The organism is Streptomyces lienomycini, assembly GCF_027947595.1.
GTDB lineage: Bacteria > Actinomycetota > Actinomycetes > Streptomycetales > Streptomycetaceae > Streptomyces > Streptomyces lienomycini.
Map to the genome: position 1 here is coordinate 2,693,183 of NZ_CP116257.1, position 20,016 is coordinate 2,713,198.

Sequence of the window (20,016 nt, forward strand, 5' to 3'; positions counted from 1 at the left end):
GCCCGCCGCCCGGCCCGGGGGCTACGCCGACCGCCGGTCCACGTACTCGTAGATCGCCCCGTCCGGGTGCCGGGCGATCAGATTGCGGCCGACGGGCGTCGCGACCGGCCCCGCGATGATGTCCGCGCCCAGCGAGGCGAGGAGCCCACGGGTCTCCTCCACGTCCGACACGGCGATCGTCGCGGTCACCTTGCGCAACACCTCGAGCTGGGACTCGGGCCCGCTCATCAGCAAGAAGCAGCCGATGGCGGCGACATGGACGCCGCCGCGTTCGAAACGCAGGGCCTCGCCGCCGGCCAGGCCCTCGTAGAAGGGGATCGCCTTGTCCAGGTCGTCGACGTAGATACGCAGTGTGGCTCCCAGAATGTCCATACGGACGAGCCTAGTTGGGAGCCGCGACGGCGTGCGGCGGTCCGGCCATGGAAGCGGTGCCCGCGGGTACCCGCAACGCATGGAACGCATGGATCACTTGGAACACCTGGACAGGCAACTGGTCGACGAACTGGCGCAGGTGGCACGCGAGACCGTGCGCGACGAACTGCGTGAACAGACCCGCAGGCAGCGCCGCAAGGCCACGCTGTACGCCGCGTCCGGCACCGCCGCCCTGTACGCGGGCGCCGCCGTCGCGCTCACGGTGGGCCTCGCGCTCGCCCTCGTACTCCCGGCCTGGGCCGCCGCGCTGATCACGGCCGTCCTCCTCGGCGTCGCGGCCTACCTGCTGCGCGGTGCCGCCCGGCCGCACACCTCCGGGCCGGGCTCCGCACATGGCACCGGGCACGAGCACGTCGTCGGCGGCGACGCGCCCACCGCTCCGCCGGGCGGGCTCGGCGTGCCGTACCCGCCGATGCCGCCGGTCGCGCCCGGCGGCGTGGGCGGTGCGACCGGCGCCCCGGGCGCGGGCACGCCCGCGCCGGGCGGCACCGGGCGGCGGCGCCGCGCCAGGACGACATCGACCCCGAGAGCAGGCGCGGGCGCGGCTGACCGGCCGCGAGCACGTGGGCAGGGTGCGCCCGCACGGACATCCGTGCGGGCGCACCCCTGCGCGTCGCGTGCGTCAGGCGCTCTGCTGGAGCTGCGGCAGCACCTGGGTGCGGTAGAGGTCGAAGAAGCCGCGCAGGTCGGGGCCGATCTGGTTGACGTAGACGCGGTCGAAGCCCGCGTCGGCGAACTGCTTCAGCTCCGCGACGTGTTCGTCCACGTCGGCGCCGCACACCCGGTTGTCGCGGACCATGTCCTCGGTGACCAGCGTCTGCGCCTGCTCGAAGTGCTTGGGCGAGGGCAGCACCTGGCCCAGCTCGCCGGGCAGCTGTTCGTTGGCCCACAACCGGTGCACGGTGCGTACGGCGGCGTCCTTGTCGGTGTCGTAGCAGACCTTGGTCCCCCCGCTGACCAGTTTCCCGCCGCCCCCGCCCTTGCGGTACTGCTCGACCATCGAGGCGTCCGGCATCATCGTGATGTAGCCGTCTCCCACCCGCGCCGCGAGCTTCGTGGCCGCCGGGCCGAAGCCGGAGATGTCGATCGGGACGGGCTCGTCGGGCACCGTGTAGAGGCGGGCGTTCTCCACCGTGTAGTGGGCGCCGTGGTGGTTGACCTCCTCGCCGCCGAGCAGCCTGCGGATGACGAGGATGGCCTCCTCCAGCATCTCCAGGCGCACGTGCGCGGCGGGCCAGGCGTCGCCGAAGATGTGCTCGTTGAGCGCCTCGCCGGTGCCGACGCCCAGCCGGAACCGGCCGTTCGTCATCACCGCGCTGGTCGCCGCGGCCTGCGCCACCACCGCCGGGTGGATGCGCACGGTGGGGCAGGTCACCGCCGTCTCGACGGGCAGCGAGACGGCGTCGGACAGGGCGCCGATGACCGACCAGACGAACGGGCTCTGGCCCTGTTCGCCGTTCCAGGGGTGGTAGTGGTCGGAGATCCACAGTGCCTGGAATCCGGCCTGTTCGGCCATTCGCGCCTGCTCGATCAGTTCCGCGGGACCGTACTGCTCGCACGAGAGGAAATAGCCGTACTCGGGCATGAGGGGGTGCCTCCGGACAGGGGAGCGGGTGGGTCCTGGGCCGGGTACCCGGGCGGGGGGCCGGAAACCGGCGGCGCGGTGGCGTCGCGGCGGACGTCCGCGGTCTCCCGGTGGACGTTTGGGTGCCGCGGCCAAGGGGACGCGGAAGGCTCACGAGGTACGCGACAGCCCGGAGGCGAACCGTGAGCCGACCCCGCATCGTGATCGTCGGTGCCGGCTTCGCCGGGTACCGGACGGCCCGCACCCTGTCCCGGCTCACCCGGCACCAGGCCGACATCACCCTGCTCAACCCGACCGACTACTTCCTCTACCTGCCGCTGCTGCCCCAGGTCGCCGCCGGAATCCTGGAACCGCGCCGGGTCAGCGTGTCCCTGTCGGGCACGCTGCCGCACGTACGGCTGGTGCTCGGCGAGGCCGACGGCATCGACCTGGACGGGCACACCGTGCACTACACCGGCCCGGAGGGCGAGGAGGGCACGCTGCCCTTCGACCGGCTGGTGCTCGCCGCGGGCAGCGTCAACAAGCTGCTGCCCATCCCCGGCGTCGCCGAGCACGCCCACGGCTTCCGCGGGATGCCGGAGGCGCTCTACCTGCGCGACCACGTCACCCGGCAGGTGGAGCTGGCCGCGGCGGCCGACGACCGGGCCGAGTGCGCCGCGCGGTGCACGTTCGTCGTGGTGGGCGCCGGATACACCGGCACCGAGGTCGCCGCGCACGGCGCGATGTACACCGACGGGCAGGTCCGCAAACACCCGATGCGCACCGGGATGCGGCCCCGCTGGATGCTGCTCGACGTGGCGCCCCGGGTGATGCCCGAGATGGACGAACGGCTCTCACGCACCGCCGAGCGGGTGCTGCGGCAGCGGGGCGTCGACGTGCGGATGGGCACCTCCGTGAAGGAGGCCACGCACGACGGGGTGGTCCTGACCGACGGGTCGACCGTCGACACCCGCACCCTGGTGTGGTGCGTGGGGGTGCGGCCCGACCCGCTGGTGGAGTCCCTCGGGCTGCCCATGGAACGTGGTCGGCTGCTGGTCGATCCCCACCTCCAGGTGCCGGGGCGGCCCGAGCTGTTCGCCTGCGGCGACGTGGCCGCGGTGCCCGACCTGACCCGGCCGGGCCAGTACACGCCCATGACCGCGCAGCACGCCTGGCGGCACGGGAAGGTCTGCGCCCAGAACGTCGCCGCGTCGCTCGGGATCGGGCGGCGGCGGGCCTACCGCCACCGTGACATGGGGTTCGTCGTGGACCTCGGCGGCGCCAAGGCCGCCGCCAACCCGCTCGGTCTGCCGATGTCCGGTCCGGCGGCGGGTGCGGTCACCCGCGGCTACCACCTCGCCGCGATGCCGGGCAACCGCGTCCGGGTGGCCGCCGACTGGCTGCTCGACGCGGTGCTGCCGCGCCAGGCGGTCCAGCTCGGACTCGTACGGTCCTGGTCCGTGCCGCTGGAGTCGTCGTCGCCCGAGGTCGCGCGGGTGCCCGGGCACCCGGGGCGGGCCCGGACGGACACCGGGGGCGACGCCGGAAGCGACGCCGGGCGGGACACCGCGGGAGACACCGCACCGGACACCGAACAGGCCAGCGGCGAGCCGGGCGGTGGGGCGGCGAAGAACCAGCGAGGCGGTCGGCCCGCCCAGACCAAGGCGGGTGGTGAGTCGGGCAAGACTCACTCGGGCGGTGAGCCCGCGAAGACCAACGGGGGCTCACCGCCCGCCAAGAACCACCCGGGCGGTGAGCCTGCCAAGAACCATCCCGGTGGCGAGCCCGCCAAGAATCAGCCCGGTGGTGAGCCTGCCAAGAACCAGCCGGGCGGTGAGCCTGCCAAGAACCAGCCCGGTGGTGAACCGGCCAGGAACCAGCCGCACGGTGAGCGTGTGAAGCGGGGGCAGTCCGGCTCGCCCCGCGCGTCCGGCAAGCCCCGCCGCGCCGTCGAAGCCGCCGGACCACGTCCCGGCCGGGGAGCCTCGGGCAAGCCGGGCAAGGCATCCCGGGCCTCCGGGGCGGGCTCCGCCGGTCAACGGTCCACCGCCCCGTCCGGACCGAGCCGCTCCGCGGGCCCGCCCGCCGACCCCGGTCCCCCGGCGCACCAGCCGCCCCCCGGACCCGACATCGCCCCCGGCCCCGTCAGGCGTACCGACGGACGTGCCGCGGAAGGAGACTCATGAACACCGGTGAACTCGTCGACCTCGGACAGCAACTGCGCGTCGACAGCGTACGGGCGTCCGCCGCAGCCGGCTCCGGGCACCCGACGTCGTCGATGTCCGCCGCGGACCTGATGGCCGTACTGCTGGCCAACCACCTCCGCTACGACTTCGCGCGCCCCGCCCACCCCGGCAACGACCGCTTCGTACTGTCCAAGGGGCACGCCTCACCCCTGCTCTACTCCGCCTTCAAGGCGGCCGGCGCCATCGACGACGAGGAACTGCTCACCTTCCGCAAGCAGGGCAGCCGCCTGGAGGGGCACCCCACGCCCCAGCGGCTCCCCTGGGTCGAGACGGCCACCGGTTCGCTTGGCCAGGGGCTCCCCGTGGGCGTCGGCATCGCGCTGTCCGGCAAGCGGCTGGACCACACCGACTACCGCGTGTGGGTGCTGTGCGGCGACAGCGAGATGGCCGAGGGATCGGTGTGGGAGGCCGCCGAGCACGCCGGGCACGAGCACCTCGACAACCTCACCGTGATCGTCGACGTCAACCGGCTCGGCCAGCGCGGCCCCACCCGGCACGGCCACGACCTCGACGCGTACGCGCGCCGGTTCCGCGCCTTCGAGTGGCACACCATCGAGGTCGACGGCCACGACGTCGACGCCATCGACCGCGCCTACGGCGAGGCCCTGTCCACCAAGGGCCAGCCCACCGCGATCATCGCCCGCACCCTCAAGGGCAAGGGCGTGCAGGCCGTGGAGGACCGCGAGGGACAGCACGGCAAGCCGCTGCCGGAGGCAGAGGAGGCCGTCGCCGAACTCGGCGGCCCCCGTGACATCGAGGTGCGGGTGCACGCGCCCGAGGACGCCCGGGCACCGCACTCCACGGGCACCGGACGGACCGAGCTGCCCCGCTACGACAAGGGCGACGAGATCGCCACCCGCAACGCGTTCGGAGAGGCGCTGGCCGCACTCGGCACCGCGCGCGGCGACGTCGTCGCCCTCGACGGCGAGGTCGGCGACTCCACGCGGGCCGAGTTCTTCGCCAAGGAACATCCCGAGCGCTACTTCGAGTGCTACATCGCCGAGCAGCAGATGGTCGCCGCCGCGGTGGGCATGGCGGCACGCGGCTGGGTGCCGTTCGCCACCACCTTCGCCGCCTTCCTGACCCGCGCCTACGACTTCGTGCGCATGGCCTCGATCAGCGGCGCCGGCATCAACCTCGTCGGCTCCCACGCGGGCGTGGCCATCGGCCAGGACGGGCCCAGCCAGATGGGCCTGGAGGACCTCGCGATGATGCGGGCCATCCACGGCTCGACCGTGTTGTACCCGTGCGACGCCAACCAGGCCGCGCGCCTCGTCGCCGAGATGGCCGGCCTGGAGGGCATCCGCTACCTGCGCACCTCGCGCGGCGAGAGCAGGGTGATCTACGGGCCCGACGAGGAGTTCCCCGTCGGCGGCAGCAAGGTGCTGCGCTCCTCCGACGCCGACCGGCTCACCGTCGTCGCGGCCGGCGTCACCCTGCACGAGGCGCTCGCCGCGGCCGACGCCCTCGGACGGGACGGCATCCCGGTCCGGGTGATCGACCTGTACTCCGTCAAGCCCGTCGACCGGGCCACCCTGCGCGCCGCCGCCGAGGACACCGGCTGCCTGGTGACCGTGGAGGACCACCGCCAGGAGGGCGGCATCGGCGACGCCGTCCTGGACGCGTTCACGGACGGACGGCCCGTGCCCCGGCTGGTGCGGCTCGCGGTCACGACGATGCCGGGCTCCGCGACCCCGGCGCAGGAGCTGCACGCCGCGGGGATCGACGCCGAGTCCATCGAGGCGGCCGCCCGGATGCTCGTGGAGCAGGCGATCATTCCGTGAGCGGTGGCAGTGGCAGTGGCAGTGGCGGTGCCGGTTCGCGGACCGTGCGGGCCGGCCGGCACACGGTGGAGGTCCACCGGCTGGACAAGGTGCTGTTCCCCGGCGGCGACGGCGCGAAGGAGTACACCAAGGGCGACCTCGTCGACTACCACCGCGCCGTCGCCCCGTTCATGCTGCCGCACCTGCGGGGCCGCCCACTGATGCTGGAGCGGTACCCGGACGGGATCGACGGACCCCGGTTCATGCAGAAGAACACCCCCGAGCACTACCCGGAGTGGGTCCACCGCGTCGAGGTCGGCAAGGAGGGCGGCACCGTCTGCCACACGGTCTGCGACGACTCGGCCACCCTCGTCCACCTCGCCGACCAGGCCGCCCTCACCCTGCACCGCTGGCTGTCCCGGGCGGGGCACGTGGACCGGCCGGACCGCATGGTCTTCGACCTCGACCCGGCCGGTGACGACTTCGAGACCGTCCGCACGGCGGCCCGGCTGCTGGGCGAACTGCTCGACGAGCTGCGGCTGCCCTCGGCCCCGATGACCACCGGGTCGCGGGGACTGCACGTCGTCGTGCCGCTGGACGGACGCCAAGGCTTCGACGACGTACGGGAGTTCGCGCGAGCCGTCGCCGACGTCCTGGCCGCGGCCCACCCCGACCGACTCACCACCGCCGCTCGCAAGAAGGACCGCGGCGACCGGCTCTACCTCGACATCCAGCGCAACGCCTACGCGCAGACGGCGGTCGCCCCCTTCACCGTCCGCGCCCGGCCGGGAGCGCCCGTGGCCACCCCCCTCTCCTGGGACCAACTGGACGATCCAGCCCTGCACGCCCGGCGCTGGACCGTCGCGGACGCCGTGGAGCAGGCACGCACCCGCCCCTGGTCCGGGGTCATGAACCGCGCCAGGGCTCTGGGCCCCGCGCGGCGGCGGCTGAACGCCCTGCACGGCTGAACGAGGTTTGACGAACACACATGCGGCCACCCGAGTGACGAGGTGGCCATGTCCAACACGAAGAAGACGCCCGAATCGCAAGACGCGCAACAGAGTTCACAGGAGTCTCGCGAGTCACACACACCACAGAAGTCGCGCCGACCCAAGCCTATGGAGGTTCTCCGTGAGGCGCGCGCCCAGCTCGCGGAGCTGACCGGTATGACCGCCGAGTCCGTGTCGTCCTTCGAGCAGACGGAGGAGGGATGGGCACTGGAGGTCGAGGTCCTCGAACTCGAGCGGGTGCCCGACACCATGAGCCTGATGGCGAGCTACCAGGTGGAGCTCGACTCCGAGGGGCAGCTCACGGGCTACCGGCGCGTCCGGCGCTACGAGCGAGGTCGGTCCGACGCGCGCGGCCGCTAGTCGCCCGCCGCGAAACCGAACGCACTCGCACCGCACACAGACACCCATACGCAGCACCCACACACAAGCACCCCCACACAAAGCACCCCCACACAAGATGGAGGCACAACCGGCATGACTGTCGTACCGGCACAACAGACCGGCGGTGGAGGCGGCAGCAGCGGCCTCTACGACGTGCTTGAGCTTGTTCTGGACAGGGGGCTCGTCATCGACGCATTCGTGCGCGTCTCCCTGGTCGGCATCGAGATCCTGAAGATCGACGTCCGTGTCGTCGTGGCCAGCGTGGACACCTATCTGCGCTTCGCCGAGGCATGCAACCGGCTCGACCTGGAGGCCGGGCCGCGCAAGGACCCGGGCCTGCCCGACCTGGTCGGCGAGATGACCGAGTCCGGCGCCCGCGGCAAGTCCAAGGGGGCGCTGTCCGGCGCCGCCGAGACCATCTCCGACGCGTTCCAGCAGGCCCGTGGTGAGGGCGGCTCCGAGCGCGAGACCTCATCGCGTCCGCGCGCCCGCAAGGCCGCGCCCTCGCGCCGGAAGGAGGAGCAGGAGTGAGTACGTACGTCTACGGCATCACCGCCGCCACGCATCCCTCGCTCCCCGAGGGAACGGGCGGAGTCGGCGACCCGCCGCGCGGGGTGCGGATCCTCAAGGAGGGCGACCTGGCGGCCGTCGTCAGCGACGCCCCCGAAGGGCTGCGCCCCAAGCGCAGGGAGCTGCTCGCCCACCAGAACGTGCTGAGCGAGATCGGCGCGAACGGCTGCGTGCTGCCCATGCGCTTCGGCAGCGTCGCTCCGGACGACCAGGCGGTCACCGGGGTGCTCGCCGAGCGTGCCGAGCACTACGAGGAACGCCTCGGAGCGCTGGACGGCCGGGTCGAGTACAACATCAAGGCCAACCACGTCGAAGACGCCGTACTGCACCACGTGATGGCCCAGAACCCGGAGATCCGCGCCCTCGCCGAGTCCAACCGGAAGGCTGGAGGCGGCAGTTACGAGACCAAGATCCAGCTCGGCGAGATGGTCGCGGCCGCGGTCAAGGACAAGGAGGCCGAGGACGCCACCACGCTGGAGCGCGCCCTGGAACCGTCCGCGGACTCCGTGAGCGTGGGCCCCGAGTCCACCGGCTGGCTGGCCAATGTGTCGTTCCTGGTCAACCGGGAATCGGCGGACGAGTTCCTGGCCGCGGTCGAGCAGGCCCGGACCCGGATGCCGCACCTGGAGATCAGGGTGAACGGTCCGCTGCCGCCGTACAGCTTCGTGGAGCCGGGCCCCGCCGAGCCCGCGGGCACGGCGGCCGGCGGCGCGGACGCCGGAGCGGGGTGACGACATGGGACTGATCTCGGAGGTCCTGCTGCTGCCGCTCGCTCCGGCGCGCGGCGGCGCCTGGGCCATCAGACAGGTGCTTGAGGAGGCCGAGCGGATCTACTACGACCCCGCCACGGTCCGGGCCGAACTCGCCCGTCTGGAAGAGCAGTTGGAGGCCGGCGACATCACCGAGGAGGAGTTCGACCGACAGGAGGACGAACTTCTGGACCGGCTGGAGATCGCTACGCGCACGAGCGCGGGATTGGGCGACGGGACGGCACGATGAATCGAGTGGGACTGGGCCTCGCGGTAGGGGCCGGATATCTGCTGGGACGTACCAAGAAACTGAAGCTCGCGGTCGCCGTCGGCACCATGGTGGCCGGCAAGAAGATGAACCTGACCCCGAAGGGCATAGCGGAACTGGTCTCCGGCCAACTGCAGAACAACCCGCAGTTCAAGGAGATCGGGGACCAGCTGCGCACCGACCTGCGCGGGGTGGGCAAGGCGGCATCCGGCGCCATGGTCGAGCGGCAGATCGACGCGCTCGCCGACCGGCTGCACGGACGCACCGCCGAGGTGCGTGACCAGCTCTCCGGCGTGGCGTCCAAGGCCACCGGCGTCGGATCCGACGACTCCCGCGACTCCGAGGACTCGGAGGACTCGGAGCAGGACGCGGAGTACGAGGACGAGCAGGACGGCCAGGAGGAGCAGGAGGAGCAGGACGGGCAGGCGGCGCCGCGGGCGGAGGAGGAGCCCGAGGAGGAGACCGACGAGCCCGAGCGGCGGCGCGAGCCACGGCGTGAGCGGACCGCGAAGAAGGCCCCGCCCGAGGCGCGCAAGGCGGCCAGGAAGGCGCCCGCGAAGAAGGCCGCGGCCAAGGCGCCCGCGAAGAAGGCGGCGGCGAAGCGCGCCCAGCCCGTCAAGAAGGCGGCGGGCAAGAAGACCGCGGGGGCCAGGAGTGCCGCCCGCGGTGCCGGAACCCGGCAGTCGAAGGGCGGTGGTGAACGATGAGCGACACCGCAGGGTCCGCGGCCTCCGCGGCGGGCAAGGCCGCGAAGAAGAACCCGCTGGCCGACGTGGCGCAGAGCGAGGCGGCCGACCGCCTCAAGGGCGAGGTGCAGGACTACCTCGCCGCGCAGGCCACCCGGCTGCTGACGGGCGTCGGCACCAAGCTCGGCGAGACCACGGGCAAGCTCAACGACATCGCCGAGGGCAACAGCCCCGGCTTCGCCAAGCTCGCCCTCGACGGCGGACGCAAGCTCGCCGAGGGCAAGAGCCCGATGCGGGCCGCCTTCGAGGTCGGCGCCGGCAAGGTGAAGGACAACGTGGTCGGCGCCTTCAAGAACCTCACCGGCGGCAAGGGCAGGAAGAAGGGCGGCGGCGGTCAGAAGCCGACCGTCATCATCGAGTACGTCGACGTCGGCGTGCCGCTGCGCACCGCCTACGACCAGTGGACGCAGTACCAGGACTTCAGCACCTTCGCCAAGGGCGTCAAGAGCGCGAACCGCGCCGACGACACGTCCTCCGACTGGCAGCTGAAGGTGTTCTGGTCCAACCGCAGCTGGAAGGCGACGACCACCGAGCAGGTGCCCGACGACCGGATCTCCTGGACGTCGGAGGGCGCCAAGGGCTCCACCAAGGGTGTCGTCAGCTTCCACAAGCTCGCCGACAACCTGACCCGCGTCGTCCTGGTCATCGAGTACTACCCCAAGGGCCTGTTCGAGAAGACGGGCAACATCTGGCGTGCCCAGGGCCGCCGGGCCCGGCTCGACCTGAAGAACTACGTCCGTCACATCACGTTCAAGGGCGAGGCCGACGACGGCTGGCGCGGCGAGATCCGCGACGGCGAGGTCGTCCGCAGCCACGAGGACGCGGTGGCGGAGGAGGAAGAGCAGCAGGAGCGGGACCAGGAGCAGGAGCAGGGACAGGACGGGGATCAGGAGCCCGAGGACGGGGCGGACACCGAGTACGAGGAGGAGCCCGAGGGCGAGTACGAAGAGGAGCCCGAGGGCGAATACGAGGACGAGGAAGAGCCGGAGGACGGGTCCGAGGAGCCCTACGAGGAGGAACCGGAGGACGACGCGTACGAGGAGGACAAGGAAGCGGGGGAGGACGAGTACGCGTCCCGTGAGGAGTACGAGGACGCCGAGGGCGGGAGCCGTCGATGACCACCCCCAGCCGCCTGCCCGATCCCTACGGCCAGGGACAGAGCGCCAACCTCGCCGACATCCTGGAGCGGGTGCTCGACAAGGGGGTCGTGATCGCGGGCGACATCAAGATCAACCTGCTCGACATCGAGTTGCTGACCATCAAGCTGCGACTCGTCGTCGCCTCCGTCGACAAGGCCAAGGAGATGGGCATCGACTGGTGGGAGAGCGACCCCGCGCTGTCCTCGCGTGCCCGGCACGACGAACTGACCAGGGAGAACGCCGCCCTGCGGGAACGCCTGCGCGAGCTGGACCCGGGCCGCGTACCGAGGGAGGAGGCGCCGTGACCGGACTGCGCTACGTCTACGCCGTCTGCCGCCCCTTCGACGCGGCCCTCCAGACCCAGCTCACGGGGGTGGCGGGCGATCCGCCGCGGCTGCTGCCGCACGGCGACCTGGTGGCCGTCGTCAGCCATGTCCCCGAGGCCGACTTCGGCGAGGAGGCCCTGCGCGCCCATCTGGAGGACCTGGACTGGCTGACCGGCACCGCCCGCGCCCACCAGCAGGTCGTCGACGCGCTCACCGCCGTCACCACCCCGCTGCCGCTCCGACTGGCCACCGTCTTCCGGGACGACAGCGGCGTACGCGTCATGCTGGAGGAGCGCGAGACGGCCTTCCGGCGCACCCTCGAAAGGCTGGACGGGCGCGTGGAGTGGGGTGTGAAGGTGTTCGTCGAGGCGGAGCCCGAGCAGGCCGCCGCCCCGGCGCAGCCCGCGCCGAAGCCCGCCTCCGGCCGGGACTACCTGCGGCAGCGCCGCCGGCAGTCCCGGGCCAACGAGGACCTGTGGACCAGGGCCGAGGAGTTCGCCACGGGCCTGCACCGGACCCTGTCCGAGCGGGCCGACGACGCACGGCTGCACGCGCCGCAGAATCCCCGCCTTTCCGGTGCCGCGGGGCGGAACGTCCTCAACGCCGCTTATCTGGTGCGCCGCGACGCCTCCGAGGAATTCGTCGAAAGGGTGGACCGGACGAAAGACGACGCCCCCGGAATTCGGGTGGAACTCACGGGTCCCTGGGCGGCGTATTCCTTCGCCGGCGACGAGCGCGCCGACGGGGCCGACGGGGCGGAAACGCGCGAAGGGGACGCGTCATGACCGTCGTGGAACGCCGTGAGATCGCCCTCGTGGACCTGCTCGACCGACTGCTGGCCGGCGGGGTCGTCATCACCGGCGACGTCACGCTGCGCATCGCGGACGTCGACCTGGTGCGCATCGACCTGAACGCGCTGATCAGCTCGGTCAACCGCAACGTCCCGTCGCCGTTCGGGGACTGACATGAGCGACCATCCCGAGCCCCGCAAACGCCTCGACCTGGAACCCGACACGGTCGAGCGCGACCTGATCAAACTGGTGCTGACGGTCGTGGAACTGCTCCGCCAGCTCATGGAACGCCAGGCGCTGCGCCGCGTCGACGAGGGCGACCTGAGCGAGGACCAGGAGGAGCGGATCGGGCTCACCCTGATGCTCCTCGACGACCGCATGACCGAACTTCGCGACCGCTACGGACTGCGGCCCGAGGACCTGAACCTGGACCTCGGGCCGCTCGGACCGCTGCTGCCCCGGGAGTGATCACTCCCGGGGCAGCAGCCTCGTCATCTGTTGTGCGTCACCTGTAGTGCGTCGTCGAGTCGCTCACCATCGGTACCAGCGGCCCCTGCCGCCACCGGTCTTCGTCCCGCGGGCCAGGAAGCCCAGCAGCCACAGGACCAGGACCGCCAGAGCGATCCACCAGAGAACCTTCACCGCGAATCCGATACCGAAAAGGACGATCGCGAGAAGCAGTACGAGCAGAAGCGGAACCATAGTGTTGAACCTCCTGTCGTACTGGTTTCCCGAAACGCACCGGACAGGCGCCGCTCACGCTTCCTTTCGGCACAGGATCTCCCCGTGCAGAACGCTGAACCAGCTTTCCTGCCGCTTTCCCCACGCGCGCCACGCCGCCGACACCGCCCGCAGTTCCTCCGTCGTCGCGTGACCGCCTTCGGTGGCCCGTTCGGCGTACGCCGACGCCAGGGTGCGGTCCGCCCACAGGCCGCTCCACCACTCCCGCTCTTCCGGTGTGGTGAACGTCCAGGTGGCCGAGGTGGCCGTGATGTCGGTGAACCCCGCCTCGAGCGCCCAGGCCTTCAGGCGGCGCCCGGCGTCCGGCTCGCCGCCGTTGGCGCGGGCCACCCGGCGGTACAGGTCCAGCCAGCCGTCCATGCCCGGGGACGCCGGATACCAGGTCATGGCGCCGTAGTCGGAGTCGCGGACGGCGATGATCCCGTTCGGCCGCGCGACCCGCTTCATCTCACGCAGCGCCCGAACCGGATCGCCCACGTGCTGGAGCACCTGATGGGCGTGGACCACACAGAACGTGTCGTCCGGATAGTCCAGCGCGTGCACGTCCGCCACCGCGAAGTCGGTGTTGCCGAGTCCCCGCCCGGCGGCCGTGGTCCGGGCCCGCTCCACGATCTCCGGCGACCGGTCCACGCCGGTGACATGGCCGTCCGGAACCAGTTCCGCAAGATCCGCGGTGATGGTGCCCGGCCCGCAGCCGATGTCCAGGATGCGCATGTGGGGCCGCAGGGATCCGAGCAGGTAGGCGGCGGAGTTCCCGGCGGTGCGCCAGGTGTGCGAGCGAAGCACCGACTCGTGGTGCCCGTGCGTGTAGACGGCGGTCTCATGCGGCTTCGGCATGGTGGATCCCCTCTCCCGACAGTGGGATCACGGTACGCCCGCCACTCGCATGGTGAGATGTGCGTTTCGCGATATGGACTGACGGCTCGTCAGTCGGTCGGTCGGCCAGGTGGACAGGCGTCGGGAGAGTTGGGGAGCCGGGAGATCTGGGGAGCTTCGGGAGAGCCGGGAGCTTCGGGGGTGTCAGGAGAGCAGGCCGCCACCGGGCAGCGGCCGGTACACGGTGAGTGCCTCGGGCAGCTTCTCCAGCGTCAGGTCGCCCTCCGTCTCGGTCAGCTCGCCGTCGAACGCCATCAGCGTGCCCGGTGCCACCCCCGACAGGCGCAGCCGCGGCACCTGCACCGCCGCGTGCGCGGGAGAGCGCGTCAACGGTCCCGCCAGGGCCGCGGACAGCAGCCGCAGGGCCGGACGGCGGCCCCCGTGCACCACCCGCACGTCCAGCTGTCCGTCCGCGAGATCGAGCCGGCGGCCGGAGGCGAGACCCCGGCGGTGGTATGTGCCGTTGCCCGCGAACAGCATCCACAGCGGGCGCCGGCGGCCGCGCACCTCCGCCTCCAGCGGGTGCCGGTCGGCACGCAGCACCCGTACGGCCGCCAGCACCCCGGCCGGCCAGCCGCCGATCCGGGGCGACCAGCGCTCCCGTTCGTTCACCAGCTCCGGGTACACCCCGAGGCTGAAGGTGTTCAGGAAGACGCCGCGCCGCCCGCCGGAGGCGAACCGGCCCACGTCCACCCGCACCCCCTCGCCCCGCTCCAGCGCCCCGCACAGATCGCGTACGTCCTCCACGCCCAGGTCGTAGGCGAAGTGGTTGAGTGTGCCGCCGGGCAGGACCGCGAGGGGCAGCCCGTGGCGGAGCGCGATCTCGGCCGCGGCGTTCACGGTGCCGTCGCCGCCGCACACGCCGAGCACCCGGGCGTGTCCGGCCGCCTTCTCCAGCTCGGCCCCGACGTCTCCCGGTTCGCACTCCACGACCTCCGCGTCCGGCAGCGCGTCGCACAGCGCCCGCACCCGGTCCGAGGTGCCCGAGCCGATGTTGGCGACCATGACGAGACCCTCGCCGCCGGGCAGCGCGGGCACCTCGGCCCGCGGCCGGGCCGGCGGGGTGTGCTGGGCCCGCGTCGGCACCATGCCCCGTACGGCGAAGGCGGCGCCCGCGCCCAGGGCCGCACCGGCCAGTACGTCGCTCGGGAAGTGGACGCCGGTGTACACCCGCGACAGGACGACCGCGGCGGCCACCGGCGCCACCGCCGCACCCCACGCCGGGGACTCCAGCGCGACACCGGTCGCGAACGCGGCGGCCGACGCGGCGTGCCCGGACGGGAAGGACGTCGTGATCGGCTGCCGCTTCAGCTGACGCACCAGCGGCACCGGGTCGAGCACCGGCCGCGGCCGGCGCACCGAGCGCTTGCCGAGCGTGTTGATCGTCAGTGAGGCCAGACCCAGCGAGGCGAGCCCACGCGCGGCGGCACGCCGGGCCCTCGGGGTACGGGACGCGGCCAGGGCGGCGCCCGCCGCGAACCACAGCAGCCCGTGGTTGGCGCTGCGGCTCAACCGGGGCAGCAGAGGGTCCGCGCCGGGCCAGGTACGGGCGGCGACGGCCTCGAACAGCCGCTGGTCCAGCCGCAGGAAGCCGTCGCGGAGGGGATGCGGGCCGGGCGTCGTGGCGGTGAGGTCTACGTCGGGACTCATGGCTCCCGCCTACCCTGCGGACGGCGTTTCCTGCCGGTGGCGTGCCCCACGTGCCGCGCGTCCCCGTCGCGCGGCCGAAAACGGTTTGCCCGAAGCGCGTCCGGAGCCGCAGAATCCGGTCCATGGGTCACCTCGAAGCCGCGCACCTGGAGTACTACCTTCCCGACGGGAGGGCGCTCCTCGGCGACGTCTCCTTCCGGGTGGGGGAGGGGGCCGTCGTGGCCCTCGTCGGACCCAACGGCGCGGGCAAGACCACCCTGCTGCGCCTGCTGGCCGGCGAGCTGAAGCCGCACGGCGGCTCCGTCACCGTCACCGGCGGCCTCGGCGTCATGCGCCAGTTCGTCGGCTCCGTACGGGACGAGACGACCGTGCGCGATCTGCTGGTGTCCGTCGCGCAGCCCCGTATCCGCGAGGCCGCGCGGGCCGTCGACACCGCCGAGCACGCGATCATGGCGGTGGACGACGAGGCTGCCCAGCTGGCGTACGCGCAGGCACTCGCCGACTGGGCCGAGGCGCGCGGGTACGAGGCCGAGACCCTGTGGGACATCTGCACCACCGCCGCGCTCGGGACGCCGTACGAGAAGGCCCAGTGGCGGCAGGTGAGCACGCTCTCCGGCGGCGAGCAGAAACGCCTCGTCCTGGAAGCCCTGCTGCGCGGCACCGACGAGGTGCTGCTGCTCGACGAGCCGGACAACTACCTCGACGTGCCCGGCAAGCGCTGGCTCGAGGAGCGGCTCGCCGAGACCCGCAAGACCGTGCTCTTCGTCTCCCACGACCGCGAACTGCTCGCCCGCGCCGCGCAGAAGATCGTCTCCGTCGAGCCGGGACCCGCGGGCGCCGACACCTGGATGCACGGCGGCGGCTTCGCCACCTTCCACGAGGCCCGCCGGGAACGCTTCGCCCGTTTCGAGGAACTGCGCCGCCGCTGGGACGAGAAGCACGCCCAGCTCAAGAAACTGGTCCTGACGCTGCGTCAGGCGGCCGCGGTCAGCCACGAGATGGCGTCCCGTTACGCCGCCGCCCAGACCAGGCTGCGCAAGTTCGAGGAGGCCGGACCGCCGCCCGAGCCGCCGCGCGAGCAGGACATCAGGATGCGTCTGAAGGGCGGCCGCACCGGCGTCCGAGCCGTCACCTGCGAGCAGCTGGAACTGACCGGCCTGATGAAACCCTTCGACCTGGAGGTCTTCTACGGCGAACGGGTCGCGGTCCTCGGCTCCAACGGCTCCGGCAAGTCGCACTTCCTGCGGCTGCTGGCCGGCGACGACGTGGCGCACACCGGGAACTGGAAACTCGGGGCACGCGTGGTCCCCGGCCACTTCGCGCAGACCCACGCCCACCCCGAGCTGCTCGGCCGCGCCCTCCTGGACATCCTGTGGACCGAGCACGCCCAGGACCGCGGCGCCGCCATGTCCCGGCTGCGCCGCTACGAGCTGACCCAGCAGGCCGAGCAGTCCTTCGACCGGCTCTCCGGCGGCCAGCAGGCCCGCTTCCAGATCCTGCTGCTCGAACTCCAGGGCGTCACCGCGCTCCTCCTCGACGAGCCCACCGACAACCTCGACCTGGAATCGGCCGAAGCCCTCCAGGAGGGCCTGGAGGGCTTCGAGGGCACCGTGCTCGCGGTCACCCACGACCGCTGGTTCGCTCGCTCCTTCGACCGGTACCTGGTCTTCGGCAGCGACGGGCGCGTGCGCGAGACGGCGGAGCCGGTCTGGGACGAGCGGCGGGTGGAGCGGGCGCGCTGACGTCCCGGGGCGCCCGGAGCCGGGGCGACCGCCGCCGGGTCACTTCCAGCGCAGCAGCGCCCCCAGGCCGCCCACCGGTGCCTTCTCCGCGGCCTCCGACGGCAGCGCCGGCGTCACCGAGATCGCCGGGGCACCGGTCATCACCGCCGAGCGCAGCAGAGCGTCGTCCGCCCGGGCCGACCAGGAGTTCTGCTCGCCGAGGGTCTTCAGCTCCGTACGGCGCACCGCCAGCTGGTCGGCGTCCTCCCCGATCCACACCTCGCGGTGCGTGTCGGGGGCGTCCGGGATGACCAGCAGTTCGTCGATGCGGTGCTCCCGGGCGGCCTCGACCAGCGCGGGCACGCCCTCCGCCGCGCCGGCCCGGCCCTCGTCGTCCCGCGAGCGGGCGGCCAGGAACCGGTCCAGGTCCTCCCGCGCGCGCGAGCGGACGTGGTCGTCGCGCAGCCGCTCCACCTCGTCGTCCAGCAGCCTGCTGCCCGCGCCGCGCGAGGCCTCGGCGATCCGCTCCTGGAGACGGCTCGGCAGCCGCTCGTGCACGGACCGCCGCTCCCGGTCGTCCCCCACCAGGATCAGCAGGTCGGCGCCGGTCTCCTCCTGGCACACGGCGAGTGCGTCGGCGATCTCCGCCGCGTTGTGCTCCCACGTGTTCTCCACGCGCAGCTGGAAGTGGCGCTCCGACCAGTCCACGCTGCTCGTGCGGTGCACCGGCCACTGCCGGCCGGTCACACCGCCCGCGTTCGAGCTGCCCAGCGCGCTGCGCAGCTCGAAGTCGGCGCCCTTGCGGTCGATGTACGCCACCACGCACACCGGGTCCTCGCCGACCAGGTCGAGGAGCGGCGCGACATGCGGCAGCGGCGCCCAGTCGGCGGTGGTCCCGCCGTACGGGGGCCGGGCCAGCGGCGGGTCGAGAACCACCTGCCCGGCACACGCGAACAGGGCCCGCCCGTGCGGGTCGGTGGCGTGGCGCAGCCCGTCGACGGCCTCCCGCACCGCCCGGCAGGTGGCGTCGTCCGCGCCCTGCTCCGCCAGCTCCCGGGCCACCGCGGCGGCCGTCAGCTCACGCTCGTGGGCCGTGTCCTCCGTGTGCCGGGAGAGGTCGACGTAGACGGAGGCCCAGGGTCCCTGGTGTTCGTAGAGGGGGTGCAGAAACGCGAGATCCATGTGGCTGCCCTCCCGGGTGCCGCTCGGGGGTGGTAGTGCTGCGGGGCGGGTACCCGGGACGCATGAACGAACACGACACGCGGGACGGCGGTGGCGGGACCGGAGTGGACCCGGGCCGCCTGGACGACCAGCAGCTGATGAAAGAGCTGGAGACCATCCACCGCACGCGCCACGACACCCTGCTGTACGGGTCCAACGACGCGCTGCGGGCCCACAACGACCGCATGGCCCGGCTGGAGGGCGAGTGGCTGCGCCGCAATCCCCGGCGCCCGGTCGCCGCGGGCCGCACCCGCGAGGGCGCCCGCGAACGCGGCTGAGGACCGGCTCGCCCCGCCCGCCCCGGGTGGCGGCTGAGCGCGGCGACGGGCCACCGGTGGCCCGTCGCCGCGCTGGCCCGTGACTCAGCCGACGGCCTTGGCGAACTCCGCGAGGTAGGTCTCGCAGAACGCCTTGAGGTCGTCCGGCTTGCGGCTGGTGACCAGCACGTTGGAGCCGTGGTCGCAGACCTTCACCTGCTCGTCCACCCAGGTGGCCCCCGCGTTGCGCAGGTCCGTCCGCAGACTGGGCCACGAGGTCATGGTCCGGCCCCGGACCACGTCCGCCTCGACGAGCGTCCACGGCGCGTGGCAGATGGCGGCCACCGGACGGCCCTGTTCGAAGAAGTCCCTGACGAACGCCACGGCCTTCGCGTCGGTCCGCAGGAAGTCCGGGTTGGCCACGCCGCCGGGCAGGACCAGACCGCCGAACGAGTCCGCGGACGTGTCGCCCACCACCTCGTCGACCGGGAACGTGTCCGCCTTGTCGAGGTGGTTGAAACCCTGGATCTCGCCGGACTGCGTGGAGACCAGCACGGGTTCGTGCCCCGCGTCCTTCGCCGCCTGCCACGGCTCGGTCAGCTCCACCTGTTCCACGCCCTCGGGCGCGGTGAGAAATGCGATACGCATGCGATGGGGACTCCCTTCTCTTCCCGGCACGCCGGCCGGTGTCGCCGCTCGGCGTGGGTGTCGTGCGGCCGCAGGCGCCCTACGGCCGTGTTGTGTCGTTCGACCACGTGTCGTTCGACCACGTGTCGTTCGACCACGTGTGGTCCGGCCACACGGTGACCGGCACGTGTGGTGCGGCCACACGGTGACCGGCCACATGTGGACTGGCCACTTGGACCGGGCAAGCAGGCGTACGGCGTGCTCGCGCGTCGGTGTCACCACGTCCGCGGGGTCGGGGCTTCCGCCTCCCGGCGCCTACGCGCCCCGCGGTCCGGAAGGACCCGGCGGGCCGTTCTCGGTCAGGGCCACCGCCAGTTCCTGGACGTTGTCGTAGCGCGCCTTGTGCGGCAGCCGGTCCAGGCCCTCGACGAGGGCGTCCGGCGCGTGGCCGCGGCGCAGCGTGCGGGTCAGTTCCCGCGGTCCCGCGGGGAAGCTGCCCCGGGTCAGGTTCCGGGCCAGTTCCAGCCGCAGGGCCTCCAGGTACGTCGGCCCGCGGCCCGGTGTCACCGGTCCGTAGGTGACGTCCGGGTCGTCCTCGGCGGCCGGTTCCGGGTCGTTCCACTCCTCGCTGCGGGTGGGGTGCCCGGACCTGAGCAGACCCTGCAGTTCGTGCTTCATCTCGTCGTCGCGGTGGACGCTCATCCGGTCGCTGCCTCGCTGCATGTCTCCCTCCAGCTCTTCAGGGTGTCGACCGCGTACCCGGACACCGCGGGCCGACACGGATTCCCCCGGACGCGTCCGTTCCGATTTCCCGGGGGGCGGTATGCGCCCGGTCCGGTCCCAAAGGTGGTCGAAGACGGAACAGAACACAGATCAGTAATCGAGAAGCGCGGGCGGTCGCGCCCCCTCTAGCGTGTGACCACCGAGGCACTGAGGGC

The 20,016-nt window shown here is 72.5% G+C and carries 23 protein-coding genes and 1 pseudogene; 16 read left to right on the top strand and 8 right to left on the bottom strand.

What is annotated here, in order from left to right; all coding sequences use genetic code 11:
- Nucleotides 1-21: 21 nt before the first annotated feature.
- Nucleotides 22-372, bottom strand: coding sequence for a VOC family protein (locus BJ961_RS12165; RefSeq protein WP_271321312.1), 351 nt, complete (start codon nucleotides 370-372; stop codon nucleotides 22-24).
- Nucleotides 373-451: 79 nt separating this feature from the next.
- Between BJ961_RS12165 and BJ961_RS12170 the strand changes: the two are divergent.
- A pseudogene (locus BJ961_RS12170) lies at nucleotides 452-981 on the top strand (phage holin family protein).
- Nucleotides 982-1,054: 73 nt separating this feature from the next.
- On the opposite strand, the gene BJ961_RS12175 reads toward BJ961_RS12170, so the two are convergent.
- Entirely contained in the window at nucleotides 1,055-2,017 is a 963-nt protein-coding gene (locus BJ961_RS12175; RefSeq protein WP_271321313.1) for an LLM class F420-dependent oxidoreductase, read from the bottom strand.
- A 182-nt stretch (nucleotides 2,018-2,199) separates the two neighbouring features.
- On the opposite strand from BJ961_RS12175, the gene BJ961_RS12180 reads away from it, so the two are divergent.
- The 13 genes from BJ961_RS12180 (at nucleotide 2,200) to BJ961_RS12240 (ending at nucleotide 12,453) form a co-directional block, all read left to right on the top strand.
- Complete coding sequence (locus BJ961_RS12180; RefSeq protein ID WP_271321314.1) at nucleotides 2,200-4,182, top strand: NAD(P)/FAD-dependent oxidoreductase; 1,983 nt, start codon at nucleotides 2,200-2,202, stop codon at nucleotides 4,180-4,182.
- Nucleotides 4,179-6,026 (top strand): transketolase, encoded by a 1,848-nt coding sequence (locus BJ961_RS12185; protein ID WP_271321315.1) that lies wholly within the window; start codon nucleotides 4,179-4,181, stop codon nucleotides 6,024-6,026. Before BJ961_RS12180 ends, BJ961_RS12185 begins: the two co-directional genes overlap by 4 nt.
- A 44-nt stretch (nucleotides 6,027-6,070) precedes the next feature.
- Entirely contained in the window at nucleotides 6,071-6,973 is a 903-nt protein-coding gene (gene ligD, locus BJ961_RS12190) for a non-homologous end-joining DNA ligase (protein ID WP_271417025.1), read from the top strand.
- Nucleotides 6,974-7,021: 48 nt separating this feature from the next.
- Nucleotides 7,022-7,375, top strand: coding sequence for a gas vesicle protein GvpO (locus BJ961_RS12195; protein ID WP_271321316.1), 354 nt, complete (start codon nucleotides 7,022-7,024; stop codon nucleotides 7,373-7,375).
- Between the two features lie 114 nt (nucleotides 7,376-7,489).
- Entirely contained in the window at nucleotides 7,490-7,927 is a 438-nt protein-coding gene (locus tag BJ961_RS12200) for a gas vesicle structural protein GvpA (protein WP_271321317.1), read from the top strand.
- Nucleotides 7,924-8,697, top strand: a complete 774-nt coding sequence (locus BJ961_RS12205; RefSeq protein ID WP_271321318.1) for a GvpL/GvpF family gas vesicle protein — start codon at nucleotides 7,924-7,926, stop codon at nucleotides 8,695-8,697. The genes BJ961_RS12200 and BJ961_RS12205 overlap by 4 nt, the downstream gene beginning before the upstream one ends.
- Nucleotides 8,698-8,701: 4 nt before the next feature.
- Nucleotides 8,702-8,965: a gas vesicle protein GvpG gene (locus BJ961_RS12210; RefSeq protein ID WP_271321319.1), complete on the top strand. Its 264-nt coding sequence runs from the start codon at nucleotides 8,702-8,704 to the stop codon at nucleotides 8,963-8,965.
- Nucleotides 8,962-9,690 carry a DNA primase gene (locus BJ961_RS12215; protein WP_271321320.1) on the top strand — a complete coding sequence of 243 codons (729 nt, stop codon included), beginning with the start codon at nucleotides 8,962-8,964 and terminating at the stop codon, nucleotides 9,688-9,690. Before BJ961_RS12210 ends, BJ961_RS12215 begins: the two co-directional genes overlap by 4 nt.
- The gene (locus BJ961_RS12220) at nucleotides 9,687-10,847 is read left to right on the top strand and encodes an SRPBCC family protein (protein WP_271321321.1); all 1,161 of its coding nucleotides are present in this window, start codon (nucleotides 9,687-9,689) and stop codon (nucleotides 10,845-10,847) included. The genes BJ961_RS12215 and BJ961_RS12220 overlap by 4 nt, the downstream gene beginning before the upstream one ends.
- Nucleotides 10,844-11,173: a gas vesicle protein gene (locus BJ961_RS12225; RefSeq protein WP_003972473.1), complete on the top strand. Its 330-nt coding sequence runs from the start codon at nucleotides 10,844-10,846 to the stop codon at nucleotides 11,171-11,173. Before BJ961_RS12220 ends, BJ961_RS12225 begins: the two co-directional genes overlap by 4 nt.
- Entirely contained in the window at nucleotides 11,170-11,979 is an 810-nt protein-coding gene (locus BJ961_RS12230) for a GvpL/GvpF family gas vesicle protein (RefSeq protein ID WP_271321322.1), read from the top strand. Before BJ961_RS12225 ends, BJ961_RS12230 begins: the two co-directional genes overlap by 4 nt.
- Nucleotides 11,976-12,158: a gas vesicle protein gene (locus BJ961_RS12235; RefSeq protein WP_003972471.1), complete on the top strand. Its 183-nt coding sequence runs from the start codon at nucleotides 11,976-11,978 to the stop codon at nucleotides 12,156-12,158. Before BJ961_RS12230 ends, BJ961_RS12235 begins: the two co-directional genes overlap by 4 nt.
- 1 nt (nucleotide 12,159) lies before the next feature.
- Nucleotides 12,160-12,453, top strand: coding sequence for a gas vesicle protein K (locus BJ961_RS12240; RefSeq protein ID WP_271321323.1), 294 nt, complete (start codon nucleotides 12,160-12,162; stop codon nucleotides 12,451-12,453).
- Between the two features lie 63 nt (nucleotides 12,454-12,516).
- Here the strand turns inward: BJ961_RS12240 and BJ961_RS12245 are convergent, their stop codons facing one another.
- The 3 genes from BJ961_RS12245 to BJ961_RS12255 form a co-directional block, all read right to left on the bottom strand.
- On the bottom strand, nucleotides 12,517-12,687 hold the full coding sequence (locus BJ961_RS12245; RefSeq protein WP_271321324.1) for a hydrophobic protein: 171 nt from the start codon (nucleotides 12,685-12,687) through the stop codon (nucleotides 12,517-12,519).
- 54 nt (nucleotides 12,688-12,741) lie between these two features.
- A complete protein-coding gene (locus BJ961_RS12250; RefSeq protein WP_271321325.1) occupies nucleotides 12,742-13,563 on the bottom strand; it encodes a methyltransferase domain-containing protein in 822 nt (273 codons plus the stop codon).
- A gap of 183 nt (nucleotides 13,564-13,746) precedes the next feature.
- Entirely contained in the window at nucleotides 13,747-15,252 is a 1,506-nt protein-coding gene (locus tag BJ961_RS12255; protein WP_271321326.1) for a bifunctional phosphatase PAP2/diacylglycerol kinase family protein, read from the bottom strand.
- A gap of 122 nt (nucleotides 15,253-15,374) precedes the next feature.
- On the opposite strand from BJ961_RS12255, the gene BJ961_RS12260 reads away from it, so the two are divergent.
- Complete coding sequence (locus BJ961_RS12260; RefSeq protein ID WP_271321327.1) at nucleotides 15,375-16,994, top strand: ABC-F family ATP-binding cassette domain-containing protein; 1,620 nt, start codon at nucleotides 15,375-15,377, stop codon at nucleotides 16,992-16,994.
- Nucleotides 16,995-17,033: 39 nt separating this feature from the next.
- On the opposite strand, the gene BJ961_RS12265 is transcribed toward BJ961_RS12260, so the two are convergent.
- Nucleotides 17,034-18,155, bottom strand: coding sequence for a baeRF2 domain-containing protein (locus BJ961_RS12265; RefSeq protein WP_271321328.1), 1,122 nt, complete (start codon nucleotides 18,153-18,155; stop codon nucleotides 17,034-17,036).
- A 62-nt stretch (nucleotides 18,156-18,217) separates the two neighbouring features.
- Between BJ961_RS12265 and BJ961_RS12270 the strand changes: the two genes are divergently transcribed.
- Complete coding sequence (locus tag BJ961_RS12270) at nucleotides 18,218-18,472, top strand: DUF6158 family protein (protein ID WP_271321329.1); 255 nt, start codon at nucleotides 18,218-18,220, stop codon at nucleotides 18,470-18,472.
- An 84-nt stretch (nucleotides 18,473-18,556) separates the two neighbouring features.
- On the opposite strand, the gene BJ961_RS12275 is transcribed toward BJ961_RS12270, so the two are convergent.
- Both BJ961_RS12275 and BJ961_RS12280 read right to left on the bottom strand, forming a co-directional pair.
- Nucleotides 18,557-19,099: a type 1 glutamine amidotransferase domain-containing protein gene (locus tag BJ961_RS12275; protein WP_271321330.1), complete on the bottom strand. Its 543-nt coding sequence runs from the start codon at nucleotides 19,097-19,099 to the stop codon at nucleotides 18,557-18,559.
- Between the two features lie 294 nt (nucleotides 19,100-19,393).
- On the bottom strand, nucleotides 19,394-19,801 hold the full coding sequence (locus BJ961_RS12280) for a DUF2795 domain-containing protein (RefSeq protein WP_271321331.1): 408 nt from the start codon (nucleotides 19,799-19,801) through the stop codon (nucleotides 19,394-19,396).
- Nucleotides 19,802-20,016: the final 215 nt, after the last annotated feature.